Source organism: Bradyrhizobium betae (assembly GCF_004123905.1).
GTDB classification, from domain to species: Bacteria; Pseudomonadota; Alphaproteobacteria; order Rhizobiales; family Xanthobacteraceae; genus Bradyrhizobium; species Bradyrhizobium betae_A.
Genome location: NZ_MZXW01000041.1, coordinates 23,807 through 41,829 on the forward strand (window position 1 = coordinate 23,807; position 18,023 = coordinate 41,829).

General features: G+C 64.1%; 20 protein-coding genes. 8 read left to right on the forward strand and 12 right to left on the reverse strand.

What is annotated here, in order from left to right; genetic code table 11:
* Positions 1 to 114: 114 nt before the first annotated feature.
* A complete protein-coding gene (locus B5V03_RS29405; RefSeq protein WP_129273892.1) occupies positions 115 to 1,656 on the reverse strand; it encodes a benzoate-CoA ligase family protein in 1,542 nt (513 codons plus the stop codon).
* Positions 1,657 to 1,791: 135 nt separating this feature from the next.
* On the opposite strand from B5V03_RS29405, the gene B5V03_RS29410 reads away from it, so the two are divergent.
* Positions 1,792 to 2,700 (forward strand): helix-turn-helix transcriptional regulator, encoded by a 909-nt coding sequence (locus B5V03_RS29410; RefSeq protein ID WP_129273893.1) that lies wholly within the window; start codon positions 1,792 to 1,794, stop codon positions 2,698 to 2,700.
* Position 2,701: 1 nt separating this feature from the next.
* On the forward strand, positions 2,702 to 3,094 hold the full coding sequence (locus B5V03_RS29415) for a group II truncated hemoglobin (RefSeq protein WP_129273894.1): 393 nt from the start codon (positions 2,702 to 2,704) through the stop codon (positions 3,092 to 3,094).
* Positions 3,095 to 3,172: 78 nt separating this feature from the next.
* Here the strand turns inward: B5V03_RS29415 and B5V03_RS29420 are convergent, their stop codons facing one another.
* Positions 3,173 to 3,505: a PRC-barrel domain-containing protein gene (locus B5V03_RS29420; RefSeq protein WP_164988367.1), complete on the reverse strand. Its 333-nt coding sequence runs from the start codon at positions 3,503 to 3,505 to the stop codon at positions 3,173 to 3,175.
* A gap of 54 nt (positions 3,506 to 3,559) precedes the next feature.
* Entirely contained in the window at positions 3,560 to 4,345 is a 786-nt protein-coding gene (locus B5V03_RS29425) for an IclR family transcriptional regulator domain-containing protein (protein ID WP_129273896.1), read from the reverse strand.
* Positions 4,346 to 4,457: 112 nt separating this feature from the next.
* On the opposite strand from B5V03_RS29425, the gene B5V03_RS29430 reads away from it, so the two are divergent.
* Together B5V03_RS29430 and B5V03_RS29435 are read left to right on the forward strand one after the other, a co-directional pair.
* On the forward strand, positions 4,458 to 5,816 hold the full coding sequence (locus tag B5V03_RS29430; protein WP_129273897.1) for an aromatic ring-hydroxylating dioxygenase subunit alpha: 1,359 nt from the start codon (positions 4,458 to 4,460) through the stop codon (positions 5,814 to 5,816).
* 145 nt (positions 5,817 to 5,961) lie between these two features.
* Complete coding sequence (locus B5V03_RS29435) at positions 5,962 to 7,398, forward strand: glutamine synthetase family protein (RefSeq protein WP_129273898.1); 1,437 nt, start codon at positions 5,962 to 5,964, stop codon at positions 7,396 to 7,398.
* Positions 7,399 to 7,407: 9 nt separating this feature from the next.
* Here B5V03_RS29435 and B5V03_RS29440 read toward each other — a convergent pair whose 3' ends face one another.
* On the reverse strand, positions 7,408 to 8,853 hold the full coding sequence (locus B5V03_RS29440) for an MFS transporter (RefSeq protein ID WP_206736201.1): 1,446 nt from the start codon (positions 8,851 to 8,853) through the stop codon (positions 7,408 to 7,410).
* 3 nt (positions 8,854 to 8,856) lie between these two features.
* The gene (locus B5V03_RS29445; protein WP_245502372.1) at positions 8,857 to 9,270 is read right to left on the reverse strand and encodes a MarR family winged helix-turn-helix transcriptional regulator; all 414 of its coding nucleotides are present in this window, start codon (positions 9,268 to 9,270) and stop codon (positions 8,857 to 8,859) included.
* 467 nt (positions 9,271 to 9,737) lie between these two features.
* Between B5V03_RS29445 and B5V03_RS29450 the strand changes: the two genes are divergently transcribed.
* Positions 9,738 to 10,103, forward strand: coding sequence for a hypothetical protein (locus tag B5V03_RS29450; protein ID WP_129273900.1), 366 nt, complete (start codon positions 9,738 to 9,740; stop codon positions 10,101 to 10,103).
* A gap of 57 nt (positions 10,104 to 10,160) precedes the next feature.
* Here B5V03_RS29450 and B5V03_RS29455 read toward each other — a convergent pair whose 3' ends face one another.
* From B5V03_RS29455 to B5V03_RS29485, 7 genes are all read right to left on the reverse strand, one after another.
* Complete coding sequence (locus tag B5V03_RS29455; protein ID WP_129273901.1) at positions 10,161 to 10,874, reverse strand: ABC transporter ATP-binding protein; 714 nt, start codon at positions 10,872 to 10,874, stop codon at positions 10,161 to 10,163.
* Positions 10,867 to 11,634 carry an ABC transporter ATP-binding protein gene (locus B5V03_RS29460; RefSeq protein ID WP_129273902.1) on the reverse strand — a complete coding sequence of 256 codons (768 nt, stop codon included), beginning with the start codon at positions 11,632 to 11,634 and terminating at the stop codon, positions 10,867 to 10,869. The genes B5V03_RS29455 and B5V03_RS29460 overlap by 8 nt, the downstream gene beginning before the upstream one ends.
* Positions 11,627 to 12,571, reverse strand: a complete 945-nt coding sequence (locus B5V03_RS29465) for a branched-chain amino acid ABC transporter permease (protein ID WP_129273903.1) — start codon at positions 12,569 to 12,571, stop codon at positions 11,627 to 11,629. The genes B5V03_RS29460 and B5V03_RS29465 overlap by 8 nt, the downstream gene beginning before the upstream one ends.
* The gene (locus B5V03_RS29470) at positions 12,568 to 13,485 is read right to left on the reverse strand and encodes a branched-chain amino acid ABC transporter permease (RefSeq protein ID WP_129273904.1); all 918 of its coding nucleotides are present in this window, start codon (positions 13,483 to 13,485) and stop codon (positions 12,568 to 12,570) included. The genes B5V03_RS29465 and B5V03_RS29470 overlap by 4 nt, the downstream gene beginning before the upstream one ends.
* Positions 13,486 to 13,781: 296 nt before the next feature.
* Entirely contained in the window at positions 13,782 to 14,000 is a 219-nt protein-coding gene (locus tag B5V03_RS29475; RefSeq protein ID WP_008540920.1) for a hypothetical protein, read from the reverse strand.
* A 1-nt stretch (position 14,001) separates the two neighbouring features.
* The gene (locus B5V03_RS29480; RefSeq protein ID WP_164988368.1) at positions 14,002 to 14,658 is read right to left on the reverse strand and encodes an acyl-homoserine-lactone synthase; all 657 of its coding nucleotides are present in this window, start codon (positions 14,656 to 14,658) and stop codon (positions 14,002 to 14,004) included.
* An 82-nt stretch (positions 14,659 to 14,740) separates the two neighbouring features.
* On the reverse strand, positions 14,741 to 15,469 hold the full coding sequence (locus B5V03_RS29485) for a helix-turn-helix transcriptional regulator (protein ID WP_129273906.1): 729 nt from the start codon (positions 15,467 to 15,469) through the stop codon (positions 14,741 to 14,743).
* 166 nt (positions 15,470 to 15,635) lie between these two features.
* Between B5V03_RS29485 and B5V03_RS29490 the strand changes: the two genes are divergently transcribed.
* From B5V03_RS29490 to B5V03_RS29500, 3 genes are all read left to right on the forward strand, one after another.
* A complete protein-coding gene (locus B5V03_RS29490) occupies positions 15,636 to 15,812 on the forward strand; it encodes a hypothetical protein (protein WP_129273907.1) in 177 nt (58 codons plus the stop codon).
* 233 nt (positions 15,813 to 16,045) lie between these two features.
* Complete coding sequence (locus B5V03_RS29495) at positions 16,046 to 16,984, forward strand: LysR family transcriptional regulator (RefSeq protein ID WP_129273908.1); 939 nt, start codon at positions 16,046 to 16,048, stop codon at positions 16,982 to 16,984.
* Between the two features lie 132 nt (positions 16,985 to 17,116).
* A complete protein-coding gene (locus B5V03_RS29500) occupies positions 17,117 to 17,995 on the forward strand; it encodes a shikimate dehydrogenase (protein ID WP_129273909.1) in 879 nt (292 codons plus the stop codon).
* Positions 17,996 to 18,023: the final 28 nt, after the last annotated feature.

An 18,023-nucleotide genomic window follows, 5' to 3' on the forward strand; every position in this document is an offset into this window, starting at 1 on the left:
CTGCGCTCTTCTCTCTCCGTCGTCATGCCGGGGCTTGATCCGGGCATCCACGTCTTTCCTCAATCACGGTGGCACGTGGATGGCCGGGACAAGCCCGGCCATGACGACCCATTGCTAGTTCGTGCCTTCCCGCAGCTTGAACCGCTGGATCTTCCCCGTCGCCGTCTTCGGCAAGGAGTCCACCACGTCGATCCAGCGCGGATATTTCCACGGGCCGATCTTCTGCTTGACGTGCTCCTTCAGCATCTCCTGCAAGTCCGTCGTCGTCGCACCCGGGCGCAGCACGACGAAGGCCTTTGGCTTCAGGAGGCCTTCCGGATCAGCCTCGGGCACGACGGCGGCTTCCAGCACGGCAGGGTGCGTGATCAACGCGCTCTCGACCTCGAACGGCGAGACCCAGATGCCGGAGACCTTGAACATGTCGTCGGCACGGCCGCAGAAGGTGTAGCGGCCCTCGGCATCCCTGACATATTTGTCGCCGGTGCGGGTCCAAGGGCCTTCAAAAGTGCGGCGGCTCTTGTGGCGCTGGTTCCAGTAGCCCTCGCCGGCGGAGGGCGCATCGACCAGGAGCTCGCCGACCTCGCCGTCGGCAACATCTTGCCCGGCTTCGTTGACCAGCCGCACCGCATAGCCTGGCACCGGCTTGCCGGATGAACCGTATTTGATGTCGCCGGGCGCATTCGACAGGAAGATGTGCAAGAGCTCGGTCGAGCCGACGCCATCCAAAATGTCGACACCGAAGCGCGATTTCCAGCTGTTGCCGACGGATTCCGGCAGCGCCTCGCCTGCCGAGGTGCAGATGCGCAGCGACTTCCCGCCGCGTTCGCTCTTCATCGTCTCGTCATTGAGCATCGCCGCGAACAGCGTCGGCACGCCATAGAAGATCGACGGATTGTAGCGGTTCATCAGGTCGAACATCCGCGCCGGCGTCGGACGCTCGCTGTTCAGCACCACGGTGGCGCCGACCGACATCGGAAAAGTCAGCGCATTGCCGAGGCCGTAGGCGAAGAACAGTTTTGCCGCGGAGAGACAGACGTCGTTCTCACGGATGCCGAGCACCTGGCTCGCATAGGTGTCGGCGGTCGCCTGCAGGTTCGAATGGATGTGGCGGACGCCCTTGGGCATGCCGGTCGAACCGGACGAATAGAGCCAGAACGCCGGCTCGTCCGGATGCGTCACAGCCGTCGTGAACTGGTCGCTCTCGCCGGCGATCTCTTCCGCGAGCTGCTTGTGGCCGTTCTGCTTGACGCCGGAAACCACGACATGCTCGAGATCGGGCATGCGGCCGACCACGTCCCTGATGACGGGATAGAGCGCTTCGGACACGAACAGCACGCGCGCACGGCAGTCGGCGAGGATGTAAGCATATTGATCGGCAGTCAGCAGCGTGTTGAGCGGCACCGGCACGATGCCGGCGCGGATCGCGCCCAGGAACACGACCGGGAAATCGACCGTATCCAGCATGATCATCGCCACGCGCTCCTCGCGGCGGACGCCGAGCCGGCGCAGCATGTTGGCCGCGCGGCGGCTCTCCCGCTGGAGCTCGCCATAGGTGAGCCTCGAAACGGTGTCGTCGAAGACGAGCTTGTTGGCCCGGCCCTCCTCGACGTTACGGTCGAGCAGCCAGGTCACCGCGTTATAGGATCCCTCGCTCACGGTCGTCTCTCCCGAATTTAGAATTATAATTCATAGAAAGACACTGCACTGGCTTGCTGTCAATGCCAGCAGGCACTATGTTTCATTAAAACGCGCCGTAGGACCTTTAAAGAAGGCATCCGCTAAAGAAGACTCATGACCGAAAGTCCCGACGCAGAATCCCGATTTCTCGAACAGCTCGGCCAACGCGTGCGCACCATGCGCGCGCTGCGTGGCATGTCGCGCAAAGTGCTCGCCAAGGTATCAGGGATTTCGGAGCGCTACATCGCGCAGCTCGAGAGCGGCAAGGGCAACGTCTCCATCGTGCTCTTGCGCCGCGTCTCCGACGCGATGGGCGCGCATCTCGAAGACCTCCTCCCCTCAGCCGATCCGACGCCGGATTGGCAGATGTTTCGCGATCTGCTCCGCAAGGCAACGCCCGCGCAGATCGCACAGGCAAAAGATCTGCTCGCCGGCGGTAGCGCAACCGCGCCGCGGCGCGCGCCGTTCTGCGGCATCGCGCTGATCGGCCTGCGTGGCGCCGGCAAATCGACGCTTGGGCGAATGCTGGCGAAGAAGGTCGGCTGGAGCTTTGTCGAGCTCAACAAGGAGGTCGAGCAGCAGAACGGGCTCTCGGTCGCCGAGATCATCGCGCTCTACGGCCAGGAAGGCTTTCGCCGCATGGAGCAGGCGGCGCTGCAACAGCTGCTCGCACGCAACGAGCTGATGGTGCTGGCGACCGGCGGCGGCATCGTCTCCGAGCCCCTGACCTTCGACCAGATCCTGTCGTCGTTCTACACGATCTGGCTGAAGGCCGAGCCCGAGGAGCACATGGCCCGCGTCCGCCGCCAGGGCGATCTGCGCCCGATGGCCGATGACCGCTCCGCGATGGCCGAGCTGCGCAACATTTTGCTCAGCCGCGAGCCGCTGTATTCGCGCGCCACCGCGGTGGTGGATACCGCGGGACTTTCCGTCGATGCCGCGGCCGCGCGCCTGGTCGATGCGGTGCGGCCGGTGCTTCAGAACGAAGCCCGGAGTTTTGGGCTGCGGAGTGTGGCGCTGTAGAATGACCGACAGCGACGTCACCATCTCCATGTTCGAGCGGATCGGCGGCAGCGCCACGATCGACGCTCTGGTCGACCGCTTCTACGACCGCATGGACACGCTGCCGGAGGCGAAGATCATCCGCGCCATGCATGCGGACGACCTCGGCCTGATCCGGGACGTGCTGAAGCGCTACCTCACCGAATGGACCGGTGGCCCCAAACTCTACTCGGTCGAGAAGGGACACCCACGGCTGCGGCAGCGGCATATCGGCTTTGCCATCGGCGATGCCGAGCGCGATGCGTGGCTGCTCTGCATGCGCGGCGCGCTGGAGGAGACGGTCACCGACGTGGCTGCGCGACAAGACCTCGACAAGGCGCTGTCCGGTCTCGCCGACTGGATGCGCAACGGGTAGCGAAAGCGTCGATCGAGGCCGACGTGTAGTGCCCCGGGTATCGCTTCGCTTACCCGGGCTCCAATATTTGCGTCGCGGCTAGACCGACCAGTAGTTCGGATGCGGGTAGGGCCGCGAGCGGTCGCCCCAATCGAACTCGTCGCCATCGAACTCGCACGGGCCGCTGCTGAACTCGTCCAGCGTCAGCTCAACCTGGAACGCCTGACGTCCTGGGTCGTATTTCAGCGCGCTCCACTGCACCGGATAATGGTGATGGGTGCCGAGCAGCCCGCCGGTCTTGATCACGGCATAGGCAACCATTCCGCTCACCTTGTCGAGCATCAGTCGCTCGATCGTGCCGAGCTTCGTGCCGTCGCGTCCATAGACGGCGACGTGCTCCACGCGATCGCTGGGAACCATGGTGTGTTGCATGGCGTCCTCCCTGGTCTCTTGTGTGGAGCGCATCATAGCACCGGTTACGAGAACCTACAGCAATTGCGAACGTACCAATTCAGCCCCCTCGCGCAGAAGCGGCAGGAAACGGTCGATCAATTCCTGCGCCGGCACGCGGTCGACATGGGCGCCCATGTTGATGGCGGCGACGATCACATCGTCGTAACGGCGCACGGGAACCGAGATCGAGCGAAAATGCGGCTCGGCCTCGCGGTCGACCAGCGAATAGTTTTGCGCGCGGTCGGCTACGATGCGCGCAAGCAGCGCCTTGGGATCGGTTTCAGTCTGCGGCGTCAGCGCCTCGCGATTCATCGCCTTCAGCCGCGCGGCGAGATCGGCATCGTCGAGTTGGCCGAGCATGGCGCGGCCGACCGAGGTGCAGAAGGCCGGCAGGCGGTAGCCGATTTCGAGTCCGCCGGAAAACATCCGCGCCGGGCTGCTGCGTGCGACGAACACGACGTCGTCACCGTCGAGTACCGCGAGCGAGGCGATTTCGTTTGCCGCAGTCGCGACGCGATCGAGCACGGGCTGAAGCACAGCGACGAGCTGATTGGAGCGCAAGTACGACGCCGCCAGCGTCAACACATGCGGCGTCAGCGAGAACAGTTTTCCGTCACCGGAGACATAGCCGCCGCGCTGGAGTGTGAACAGCATGCGCCGCGCGGTGGCGCGCGGAAGCTCGGCGGCACGGGCGAGATCGCTCAGCGTCATCGGGCCTGTGTTGGTGCCGAAGCACTGGAGCAGGCGCAGGCCACGATCAAGGGCTTCGACAAAATCTGTCGCGCGCTCGTCGGTCTCGCTTCGCTTCAGCTTGGGCATGGCCTCGGGACATTCCTGCAAAATAGTGCTTGCTGCCGGTCCAAGGCATGTCATAATTCGCCCATTCGTTCAATAGGCGAACAATCGCCACTCCACAAAGGATGCACTCGCCATGATGAGCCAGGAGCAGAACGACCTGATCACCCGCACCGGGCCGAAGGACCCGTGCGGAAAGCTGATGCGAAGCTACTGGCAGCCGGCGGCGCTGGTGGACGAGCTCGACGGCGATCGTCCGATCCGGCCCGTCAAACTGCTCGGCGAGAACCTGGTGCTGTTCCGCGACGAGACCGGGCGCTATGGCCTGATCGATCGCCATTGCGCGCATCGCGGCGCTGACCTCGCCTTTGGACGGCTCGAACCTGGCGGCCTGCGCTGCGCCTTTCACGGCTGGCTGTTCGACGCGACCGGCCAATGCATCGAGACCCCGGCCGAGCCGAAGGATTCAAAACTCTGCCAGAACATCCGCCAGCGCTCGTATCCCGTGATGGAGAAGAGTGGCATCCTCTGGGCTTATCTCGGCGAGGGTGAGCCGCCGGCCTTTCCGGAGCTCGACTGTTTCGTGGCGCCCGGCACGCATACCTTTGCCTTCAAGGGCCACATGGCCTGCAACTGGCTGCAGGCGCTGGAAGTCGGCATCGATCCCGCGCACGCGTCTTATCTGCACCGCTTCTTCGAGGATGAGGACACCTCCACCGCCTACGGCAAGCAGTTCCGTGGCGCGTCGGCTGGCTCCGACCTGCCGATGACGAAAATCCTGCGCGAATACGACCGCCCGATCATCAATGTCGAGCACACCGAATACGGCCTGCGGCTGATCGCGCTGCGCGAGATCGACGAGGAGCGCACCCATGTGCGCGTCACCAACCAGCTCTTCCCGCACGGCTTCGTCATTCCCATGAGCACGGAGATGACGATCACGCAGTGGCACGTGCCGGTCGATGACGAGAATTGCTACTGGTACGCGATCTTCACCAGTTATTCGAACCCGGTCGACAAGCAGAAGATGCGCGACCAGCGGCTCGAGCTCTATGAGCTGCCGGATTACAAGTCGCGCAAGAACCGCAGCAACGATTACGGTTTCGATCCGCACGAGCAGCAGACCGCGACCTATACCGGCATGGGCAACGACATCAACGTCCACGATCAGTGGGCGGTGGAATCGATGGGCGCGATCCAGGATCGCACCAAGGAGCATCTCGGTTCGAGTGACAAGGCGATCGTGCAATATCGCCGCCTGCTGCGAGCTGAGATCGAGAAAGTCGGCGGCGGCGAGAAGCCGATGCTGTTCCTTGATGAGGCCAACGCGCGTTCGATCCAGGGCCCCGCGACCATGGACGGCATCGGGCCGACCCGCGGCTGGGAGACCTATTGGATGGAAGTCGACGTCAAGCGCCGCCGCGGCGCGCCGTGGACCGCACCGGTGCCGAAGGAGATCGCGGACAACGTGCACCGGTTGACGGCGGCGGAGTGACGGTGACGGCCTATCCTCGTCATTGCGAACACAGCGAAGCAATCCAGTCTGTCACCGCGGCCGCATTCCTGGATTGCTTCGCTACGCTCGCAATGACGGAGAATGTGGCGCATGCTTCGCGCCTCACGACTGAGGAGCAACCAAAGTGACTTTCGTCGCGCGTCATGCGCTGTGGTCGGATGAGCAGAAGGACGCGGCGACGCGAATGCGCCGTCTCGTCGAGGAAAAAAACCTCGAAGTCATCCGCCTCGCCTTCCCCGATCAGCACGGCATTTTGCGCGGCAAGACCATCATCGCCTCCGAGGCAATCGCTTCGCTCGAAAGTGGCTGCTCCATCACCACCACCATGCTCGCCAAGGACACCTCGCACCGCACGGTGTTCCCGGTGTTCACCGCGGGCGGCGGCTTCGGCATGAAGGAGATGGAGGGCGCGGCCGACGTGCTGATGGTCGCCGATCCCACCACGTTCCGTGTGCTGCCGTGGGCACCGGCGACCGGCTGGGTGCTGTGCGACCTCTATTTCAATGACGGCCGCCCGGTGCCGTTCGCAACGCGCGGGCTCTATCGCAAGGTGCTCGACGAGCTCGGCAGCCGCGGCCACGATTTCGTCGCGGGGCTCGAGGTCGAATTCCACATCTTCAAGCTCGACGATCCGCATATGCGCGCGGAGGACGCCGGACAGCCGGGCACGCCGCCCTCGGTGAGCCTGCTCAGCCACGGCTATCAATATCTCACCGAGCAGCGCTTCGATCAGATGGAGCCGGTGCTGGAGATCCTGCGCCGCGACATCGTCGCGCTCGGGCTGCCATTGCGCTCGGTCGAAGTCGAGTTCGGGCCGAGCCAGTGCGAATTCACCTTCGCGCCGAAGAAGGGCCTGGAGCCCGCCGACAACATGGTGCTGTTCCGAAGCGCCGTGAAGCAGATCGCGCGCCGGCACGGCTATCACGCCACCTTCATGTGTCGGCCGAAGCTGCCGAATGCGTTCGCGAGCGGCTGGCACTTGCACCAGTCGATCGTCTCGCGCGCGTCTGGCGAAAACCAATTTATGGCAAAAGACGGCAGCGAGCCGCTCAGCGCGTTCGGCAGGGCCTACCTCGCCGGCCTGCTCGACCACGCCCGCGCCTCGACCGTGTTCACCACGCCGACCATCAACGGCTACAAGCGCTACCGGTCCTATTCGCTGGCGCCGGACCGCGCGATCTGGGGTCGCGACAATCGCGGCGTGATGATCCGCGTGCTCGGCGGCGCGGGCGATGCCGCCACGCGCCTGGAAAACCGCATCGGCGAGCCCGCCGCCAATCCTTATCTCTACATGGCCTCGCAGATTCTCTCAGGCCTCGACGGCGTCGACCGCAAGCTCGATCCCGGCCCGTCCGCCGACACGCCCTACGAGACCAGGGCGCCGCTGTTGCCGAAAAGCTTGCGCGATGCGGTCAGCGCGCTGAAGGACGATCCGTTCTTCCGTGAGAAGCTGGGGGCGGAGTTCGTCGACTATTACACCCACATCAAGAATGCCGAGATCGATCGGTTCTTGTCCGAGGTGACCGACTGGGAGCACCGCGAATATTTCGAGATCTTCTAGGGCGCTCTGTCAGGGCACCTTCGGCTTCTGCCTGAGGTAGACGAAGGTCGGCACAAGACCAAGCGCGACGATCGCGACCATCACCCACCAACCGCGCTGGAATGCCACGAGGCGCTCCGGCAATGATGAAGGCGAACCGACGATGGCGACGAAGATCGCGACGCCGATCGCAAGCGAGGCCTGGCGGATCATGTTGATCACGCCGGAGCCGGTCGCGAAAGACGACGGCGGCAAGCCAGCGGCACTGACGCCCATCAAGGTCGGGAACGTCAAGCCGACGCCGATCCCGGTCGGAATCATGCCCATGATCACGAAGGCCGGATGCGGCTCGGGCCCGATCAAGGTCGCCCAGGCGACCAGACCCGCCGCGAAAACCACGATGCCGGCCGTGACGACGGGCGCGGCGCCGAAACGCGCGATCAGCCGTCCGGCAAACAGCAGGGAGGTGATCGGCACCATCAGCGGCCCTGGCGCGATCGCGAGCCCGGTCTGCAACGCGGACCAGCCCCACGCCGTCTGCTCCCACAGAGCCACCGACAGCAGCATGGCGCCGAAGGCGCCCGAATAGGGTGCCATCACCAGGGCAGCGCCCGTGAATGGGCGAATGCGAAACAGCGCCGGATCGACGAACGGATTTTCGAGGCGGAGGCAGCGCCAGACAAACAGGCCCAGCAGGATCGCCGCAGCGGCGAAACTGTAGCCGATGGCAGGCGTGCGCAGACCCCAGTCGCTGACCTTGACGATGGCGAAGACGAGCGCACCGATGCCGCCGGTCACCAGCACCGCATCGAAAAATTTCGGGCGGGGCGCGTCATGGCCCTCGATCTCCGGAAGCTTCCACCAGCCGATCACCATGGCTGCAAGGCCGATCGGGACATTGACGAAGAAGATCCAGCGCCAATTGACAGCGACGAGCATGCCGCCGACGACCGGTCCGAGCGCCGCGGCGAGGCCGCCGATCGCGGTCCAGGTCCGCACCGCGCCGCCGCGCTTCTCCGGGGCGAACACGGCCAGCAACAGACCGAGAGAGGTCGGCGTCATCAACGCTGCGCCTGCGGCCTGCACGATGCGAAACGCCGTGAGCATCCCGACATTGTCGGCGGCGGCGCAGGCCGCCGAGGCGACGGTGAAGAGGCCGACACCGAGCAAGAAGCTGAGATTTCTGCGATGGCGCTCGGCCAACCGGCCGAAGAACACCAATAGCGCCGCATAGGCGATGGCGTAGCCGTTCAACACCCACGACATGTCGTCGAGGGAAGCGTCCTTGAAGTCTTGCCCGATGCTGGGCAGCGCGACGTTGACAATGAAGAGGTCGAGATTGGCAAGGCAGATGCCGACGCACACGATCGCCAACACCATGTTTGGGGACGTCGACGGACGGCGAGGCTTGGGCGGCAGCGAGAGATCATCAAGCGGCACCGCGCGGGCGAAGTTGGCGCGTTCAATGCTGTTCATTTGTTATGCCTTTTCGCTGCGCAATTCATGCCGCTCGGGGATCAGCGATTGATCCCCGGCGATGCCGGCCAACACGTTTCGCAACTCGGCGGCAGCACGCTTGCCGAAGCCATCCTCGAATTTCTCCTGCGCGGCGAGCCAAAGCGGGCGCGCATCGGCGAGGCGCGAACGCCCGGCGCGCGTCAGCTTGACCAGCCGAATCCGACGATCGGCCTCGGCACGCTCCAACGTGACCAGGCCGTCGCGCTCAAGCGGGCGCAGGTTCTGGCCGATCGTGGACTGGTCGATCACGAGCGCCTCGGCGAGATCGCCGATTGAGGGCGGCGCATTGCCGCGGCGATGAATCTCGGTCAGAAGCGCGTACTGCGTGGACCGGAGTCCAGAGGGCTCCAGCGCCGCGTCGTAGAACAGCGTCATGTGCCGCGACGCCTTGCGCAGAGCCGCGCAGTTGCAGCGATTCCGCTCCACCACAGGAAGCTCTTGCTCCGCCATCACGCCCCATTATCGGGATATCCCGACATAACTGACGCAGGGATATCCCGATATTCTTCGAGCGTCAAGCCTTGGTGTCTTCGGGTGACGACGGGCTCACGTCTCACGCCCCTGTGAGGCGACTTCATCGGGGCTGGTCCGACAACATCACTCTGTCCCCGGACGAAGCCATTTTCCTCGGCCCACGAAAACCGCCGGAAAGACACGGCGCCTATGATGGGGTTCAGTGATCAACAACGGAGTTCGATCATGTTGGGTCAATTGTTCAGTCTGATCTATCGCCTGTCCTGCCGCACGACCCTGATCGAGATCGGCGTGCATCGCCTCGCCCGGTGACGGTGCGGAGACGCGACTTAGGTAAGACGGATTGACCGGATACAACGGGGGTTGCCATGCGCAAGCTGATTCTGATTGCGACAATGTCCTTGCTGACGGGCCAAGCCCACGCCGGCGGTCCGCGCAGCCTGAGCCTGGCGGCGACCAATGCGAGCCAGGCAACCGAGCAGCCGGCAACGACGACTCCGCCGCAGGCATCGCAGGTCCCGACGACAACGCCGCCGGCGAATGTGCAGACGGCAACCACGACCGTCACGTCAACTCCGCCAGCCACGCCAACACAAGCCGTGACAGCGCCGGCGGCAACGCCCGTGCAGCCAGCTGCCGCGCCGGTTGCCGAAACGGCCAAGCCGAAACACCGCGAACCATCCACCGAGGCCCGCGTGATCCGGGAATTGCACCGGCACGGGATTTATTGGTGAGGGCTCCCGGCCCTGCCCTTCGTCATTGCACACAATGACGAAGGTGAGAGCGGGGGCTCAAATCCCCAGATATTTGTGCTGAAGATCCGGCTCGGCCATCAGCTCGTCCGAAGTGCCGCTCCACACCGTCTTGCCGCGCTCGATGATGGTGTGGCGGTCGCAGATACGGGCGAGGTGGTCGACGTTCTTGTCGACGACCAGGATCGACTGTCCGCGGCTCTTGAGCAGCGACAGGCAGTTCCAGATTTCGTCGCGGATCAGCGGCGCGAGGCCTTCGGTCGCTTCGTCCAGGATCAGCAGCTTTGGATTGGTCATCAGCGCCCGGCCGATCGCGAGCATCTGCTGCTCGCCGCCCGAGAGCTGGTTGCCCATGTTGGCGGCACGCTCGGCGAGACGCGGGAACATCACGTAGATGGCGGCGAGCGTCCAGGGATTGGGGCTGCCGAAGCGATCCGCGGCGGCCGCGACGAGGTTTTCGCGCACGGTGAGGTTCGGGAAGATCTGGCGCCCCTCGGGCACGAGGCCGATTCCGAGTTTTGCAATTTTGTAGGACGGCTGCGTCCGCACCTCGGCGCCCGCAAAGCGGATGCTGCCGGCGCGCGCGGGCGTCAGGCCCATGATCGAGCGAATGGTTGTGGTCTTGCCCATGCCGTTGCGGCCCATCAGCGAGACCATCTCGCCCGGCTTGATCGACAACGACAGGCCGAACAGTACCTGCGAGAGGCCATAGCAGGTCTCGATGCCGTCGACGTCGAGCAGGGTATCAGCCATGGTGCGTCACCACGTGCTGGTCGCCAAGATAGGCGCGCTTCACGTCTTCATTGGCGCGGATCTCGGCGGGATCGCCGGACGCGATGACGCGGCCATAGACCAGCACCGAGATGCGGTCGGCGAGCGCGAACACCGCCGGCATGTCGTGCTCGACCAGCACGATCGAGACTTCTTTCCGCAGCTCCTGGAGCAGTTTCACCATTCCTTGCGATTCGGTGACGCCGAGACCGGCCATCGGCTCATCCAGCAGCAGCAATTTCGGCTTGCTCGCGAGCGCGACCGCAAGCTCGATCTGGCGGCGCTCGCCATGGCTGAGCCTGCTCACCACGACATCGGCACGATGCAACAGGCCGACGCGGTCGAGCGCGGCATGGGCGGCATCGCGCAAGCCCTTTTCCTTGCGCGCATTGGCGAAGAAGCGGAACGAGGTGCCGGCATGCGCCTGTGCCGCGAGCGCGACATTGTCGGCGGCGGTGAAGTCGAGCAGCAGCGAGGTGATCTGGAACGAGCGTGCCAGGCCCAGCGCGCAGCGGCGGTAGGCCGGCAGATAGGTGATATCGCGGCCGCCGAGCGAGACGCTGCCGGAATGGGGTTCGAGATGCCCGGTGAGCTGGCTGATCAGCGTGGTCTTGCCCGCACCGTTCGGGCCGATGATGGCGTGCAGTTCGCCGCTCGCGACGTCGAGCGAGACGTTGTCCGTCGCGGTGATGCCGCCGAAGCGGCGCACCAGCTTTTCGACGCGGAGCAAGGGTTCAGCCACGATTGAGCCTCCCGAGCAGGCCCATGATGCCGCCACGGCCGAACAGCACGATCAGCAACAGCAGCGGGCCCATGATCAGCGCCCAGTATTCGGTGAGCTGCGACAAAAACTCTTCCAGCAGCAGATACACCACCGCGCCCATGACAGGGCCGAACAGCGTGCCCATGCCGCCGAGGATCACCATCACCATGAGGTCGCCGGAACGGGTCCAGTACATCACGGCCGGGCTGATGAAATCGGTGTTGTTGGCGAGCAGCGCGCCGGCAAGGCCGCACATCATGCCGGATATGACGAAGCAGACCAACTGGTAACGCTTGGCGGGGAAGCCGATCGCCTGCATGCGCTGCTCGTTGGATCGCAGCCCCTGCACGACGAGGCCGAAGCGCGAATTGACGATGCGCCAGATCAGGAAGATGACCGCGAACAGACAGGCGAGGCAGAGATAATAGAACTGCGTGCGGTTCGACAGGTTGATCAGTCCGGAGAAGTCGCTGCGCTTGTAGACGGTGAGACCGTCGTCGCCGCCGTAGCGCGCAAGGCCCGAGGCGACGTAATAGGCCATCTGCGCAAACGCGAGCGTGATCATGATGAAATAGACGCCGCGGGTGCGCAAGGAGAGCGCGCCGATCACGAGCCCGTAAATCGCGGAAGCCGCCAGCGCGACCGGAAACTGGATGAAGCCGGAGCCGACACCTTCCTGCGCGAGCATGCCGACGGCGTAACCGCCGATGCCGAGATAGGCGGCGTGGCCAAAGCTCATCATGCCGCCAAAGCCCATGATGAGATTGAGGCTCGCGGCGGCCAGCGCCAGGATGACGATGCGGGTGAACAGCGTCAGGATGAAGATGTTGCCGGAGGCTTGCGAATAGAGCGGCAGCAGCACGAGGCCCGCCAGCATCAGGGCCGTGACGGCCTTGCTCACCGTGAAGGCCTTCATCGACGGTTGGCCGGAAACAGCCCCTCCGGCCGCACCACCAGCACGATCGCCATCAACAGGTAGATCAGCATGGAGGACAGCGCGGGCGCGGCGGTGGAGGCAGCGGCGCCGCTCAGCACCTGCCGCAAGAGGTTGGGCAGGAAAGCGCGGCCGAGCGTATCGATCATGCCGACAAAGATCGCGGCGAGGAAGGCGCCGCGGATCGAGCCGATGCCGCCGATCACGATGATGACGAAGGCGAGGATCAGGATGTTCTCGCCCATGCCGATCTGCACGGTGAGGATCGGCGCCTGCATCAGGCCGGCGAGGCCGGCGAGCGCGGCACCCAAGCCGAACACCAGCGTGTAGAGCAGCTTGATGTTGATGCCGAGCGCGCCGATCATCTCGCGGTTGGAGGCGCCGGCGCGGATCAGCATGCCGATGCGGGTGCGCATCACGCCGAGATAGAGCAGCAGCGCAACCATCAGAGCGACAACGATGATGGCGAGCCGGTAAGCGGGATAGTGAATGCCGGGCAGGATCGGCACCGGCACCGTGAGCCAGGCCGGCAGCGGCAGCGCAAGGCCGGCCGGGCCCCAGATCAGCCGCACGGCTTCATTGAAGAACAGGATCAGGCCGAAGGTCGCGAGCACGTGGTCGAGATGATCGCGCCCATAAAGATGCCGCAGCGCCGACATTTCGAGCACGATGCCGAGCACCAGCGTCGCACCAAGCGCCAGCAGCGCACCGAGCAGGAAGCTGCCGGTCCACGCCGCAAAAGTCGCGGCGAAATAGGCGCCCATCATGTACAGCGAGCCGTGCGCGAGGTTGACGAGATCCATGATCCCGAACACCAGCGTGAGGCCAGCGGCGAGCAGGAACAGGAGCAGGCCGAACTGCAATCCGTTCAAAAACTGTTCGACGACGAGCAGCATCAAAACTCTTTCAGGCGCACGCGAAGACGCGCCGATGTTCGAACACAGTCGCCATCAGTGAAAGAGCTCCCCCTGCCTGTTCAAGGCGGAAAAATGGGTAATGGCAGTATCGTTCCGAGGCAAGAGCGATTCGACACCTAACATGCACTTTGTTGCATGCGCGTGCATGCGGTCGAAATTGACCTTGCAAGAAGGCTGCCGCGCGGGATGGGTCAACCTGCCGCACCCAAACGATCACCCTCCCCCCGGCAGGCCGTGGGGAGGGTGTGAGAGTCGTCAAAAATAAAAGGATGCGTCTAGTGCGACGTCATCTGCCGGGGAAGATCATCCGGCTCGGCAAGCACGCTGTTGGCCGTTGAAGCCTCCAGCGCCGCCATCCGGAACAGATAGGCGAGCGTCGCCAATCCGGTGTCTTCCGCCATCTGCGCCAGCTCGAGCGCCATGTCGGACATGTAGCCGAGATTCTCGTCCTTGGTCTGCGCCATGATCTGGCTGTCCCGCATCATGTTCGACATCTCAGGCGCTCTTTCGTTGCGCGGCAAGGCCGCAGAGGTTGGCACGGGCAACGGCGTCCAGACGTGGGCCGTCCTGTCGCACGATGGAAGTTACGCCGATGCGATCATGCAGGGCGTCGACCGTCTCCCGGCGAATGTCGATGGTCGCTGCCATGGTCCAGGCGTTCTCGACCAGAGCCGGCAGACCAAGCGGGGTCACGACGAAGCCGGCCTCGTGGAAGCGCGGCAGCCACCAGGTTTCCATGATCGCGCTGACCTGTGCGATGCCCTGATTGAGGCAGAACTCCTGCACCGCCGCCATCAGTTGCAGGTTGAGAGCGCCGTCGCGGCGATCGCGCACGACGAAGTAGCGCGACCATTCCCAGACCAGGGGATCGAAGGGGCAGCCGCGAACCGACGCCAGATGCGGGAACACCTCGCTCATCATCGAGGGCTTGGTCGTCGGGTAGAGCCGGTGACCGCCGACCACGCGCCGTCCCTCCAGCGCGAGCAGATAGACGGTGTCTTCGTCGTCGTAGGAATCGACCTCGCGGCAATCAGGCCGGCGTAGCGTCTCCCAATGCCGCTCGTCGACGAAGATGTCGTGGCGTATCCGGAAGTGCTGCTCGAGCACGTCTTCGTAAAGGTGGCGATTGACCGATGAAATTGCGTGAATCATGAAACCCCCCATTCAGCCTCAATGGGGGGAGCCTCTGCGAAAAGAGGCAGGTTCGATATTGGGAAATTTCCCAGTACGTCGCTTAGGGATTGATGATCTTGTTGCGAATCGCCAGCGCAACCGCATGCGTACGGTTGACGGCACCGAGCTTGCGCGCGGCGGTTGCAAGATGCTCTTCGGCGGTGCGTTGCGTGATGTGCAGGATCTCGCCGATCTCCCAGGCCGACTTGCCCTGCGAGGCCCACGAGATCACCTCGCGCTCGCGCGGAGTGAGACGCGTCAATGGATACGGCGTCGGCTGGAGCAGACGGCGAATGTGGTCGAAGCCGTACATCGCCATCAGGTGCAATGCCGGCTTGCTGCGAGGGTTGAGATCCAGATGAACGCCGCCGAGCGACACAGCAGCTTCATAGCCGGTGAGCCCGTGGATCGGCACGATGAAGCCGCGCGACATACGAAAATCGGTGGCGCGGTTCATCACCTCGGCCGCGTTCGGCTCGAGTTCGGCATTATAGGGGGCTTCCGACCACTCGAACGGGTTGACCGATTGCCGGCATAGCCGCACCACGGGGTCGACGCGATCGTAATTGTTCTGGGTGTAAAGGCTGAACCATCCCGCCGGCCAGCGCTTGGCGAGCACCATCTGCGCAAACCGCTGATCGGGATTCGGCAAGCCGGTGACGATGATGGTCTCAAACCCGAAGCGACCGAAGGCCGATTCAAGCGCATTCATTGCGTCTGGCACCTTGCGATAGGTATCCAGTCCTTCAATGAAGTCGAGCGCTTCCCGGCCATAGTCGATGGCGGACATCGGTGCGTTTCCTGCCCCTCGCCGTCCGGTATAGCACGTATTTGGCGGCTGCCTCAATTCGCTGCTCCTGTAGTTTTCCGGAGCTCGCCCGTTTTGAACATTTAATCTACTTGTGGAAGAAGTGACGTCAAGATACACCTATGGCGTCTGAAGCGGGAAAACCACGATGCAAGACGAGGACATCGCCCTCAACAGCGTGCTCGGCCTGGAACTCAACCGCGTGTTTTTCGCCGTCCGCGAAACGGCAAACAAGCAGAAGATCATCGAGTTCGCGCGCGAAACGCTGCAAAGCGAGCGCGCAAAGCGGCCCGACAGCGCCGCGCCCGAGGGCCCGGCGAGCTAGACCGCAGTCGCAACAAACGCCGCCGATGAAACGGATCGCGCGACGCTGCCGCCCTTCCATTCGAACGCGCAGATTTTAGTCGAAACAATCTGACCGCGAAATTAGTCCGCAATTGTCGTCGGTAAACGAGCTGCGCTCTCCACCCTCCCATGCGCGCCCATACTTGCCGCTGGATGACATCACAGTCATCGTGAGATGATCGCCGCCACGATCCTCTTTTGGATGCCCTGTTCATGATGACGCTGCGCCAGGTTGAAGTGATCCGTGCCGTGATGGTGACGGGCACCATTGGCGGCGCGGCCAAGCTGCTCAACGTCTCCGCGCCGGGGATCAGCCGGCTGGTCAAATACACCGAGCGCTCGCTCGGCATCCGCTTCTTCCAGCGCCAGAACGGGCGCTATTTTCCGACGCCGGAGGCCGAGACTATCTTCGAGCAGATCAACGGGGTCTACAAGAAGGTCGACGACCTCTCCGAGATCATCTCCAAGATCGGCCGCGGCGGATTGTCGGAATTGCGCATCGGCTCGGTGCCGAGCATCTCGCAAGTGATGGTGCCGCGCGCGATCGAGCGCGTGCGGCGCCGCTATCCTGATTTGGGCATCGACATCAACATCCTCAAGCTCGAGGAAGCCATCGACTATCTGATGCTCGGCCGCGGCGAGTGCGTCGCGATGAGCTACCGTCTCGAGCATTCCGGGCTCGGCTTCATGCCGCTCGCCTCGGGCGAGCTCTATTGCATCGTGCCATCAGGCCACGAGCTCGCCGGCCGCAAGCAGGTTTCGGCGGCCGAAATCACCCGCTATCCGCTGATCGGTATCGATCCGAACGATCCCTACGGCCGCATCATGGCCGAGATCTTCGCGCGCTACCGGCTCGACTACAACATCACCATCCGCGCGCGCTTCGGCACCACTGTCTGCGCGCTGGTGAAGGCCGGGCTCGGCATCGCCATCATCGATCAGTTCACGGTCGCCCATGGCGGCTATCCCGGGATCGAGCTGATCAAGATCACCGAGCCGACGCGGTTCGACACCTATATCGCGGTGAAGCGCGGCGCGCCGCTGTCGCTTCATGTCGAGTATTTCATCGAGTCCCTGCGCGCCGAGATGCGCGCGGTCGAGCCGTCCCGCAGCAATGGGAAGGCCGCGCCGGGGCGCGGGCGGAAGAAATAACATTATGTTAGGTTTGCAGGATAAAAGGGTAATTGTGTTAGGCGGGGGAAAGACTATCGTCCCACTTGGAATTGCGTGAATTTCGCGGCTAATGGCTGGAAATCAAGGCACCTCACCAGGCGATAGTCGATCATGTCAAAGCGCGGACCTGCCGCATCCAAGAAGCTCCTGACCGGCCTGATCGGCGCGCCGATCGCGCATTCCGCCTCCCCCGCCATGCATGAACGCGCCGCCGAGGCGCTTGGCCTGCGCGGTCATTATCAGCTCATCGAAGTGGCCGGCGCCGACGCAAGCGCGCTCGCCATGATGCTCGAAGGCGTGCGGCGCCTTGGCTTTGCCGGCGTCAACGTCACCTTTCCCTACAAGGAGGCGGTGGTCCCGCTGCTCGACGAGCTGGCGCCGGGTGCGGCCGCCATGGGGGCGGTCAACACCGTGGTCGTCACGGATAACAGGCTGATCGGCCATAACACCGACACGACCGGCTTTGCGCGCGCCGTCGCGCCGCTGCTGGCCCCCGCCGGAAACGCGGTCGCCGTGATCGGCACCGGCGGCGTCGGCAAGGCCATCGCCTTTGCGCTGGCGAGCCTTGAGGTCGCCGACCTCCGCATCTTCGACAGCGAGCCGGCCCGCGCCGAAAAGCTCGCCGCACTGCTCGCCAGACAGGGCGGCGCCAGGGTGGCCGCAAGCGTCGAGGACGCGCTCGATGGCGCAACCGGCCTCGTCAACGGCACACCGGTCGGCATGCTGCCGAACCGGGGCATCCCGGTCCCAGCCACGCTGCTGCGCGAAAACCTGTGGGTCGCGGACGCCGTCTATTCGCCGCTGATCACGCCGCTGCTGGCCGCGGCGCAAGCCAAGGGCGCGCGGATCATGACCGGGCGGGAGCTCGCGATCTACCAGGCCGCCGACGCTTTCGAATTGTTCACGGGCCTTGCCCCATCGACGGACGTCATGGGAGAGGCATTTGACGAGGTGATGGCGGCGCGAAGCGCAGCCTATCACGCAGCGTAACCGAAACGGCCGGATACAAGGCCGCGGG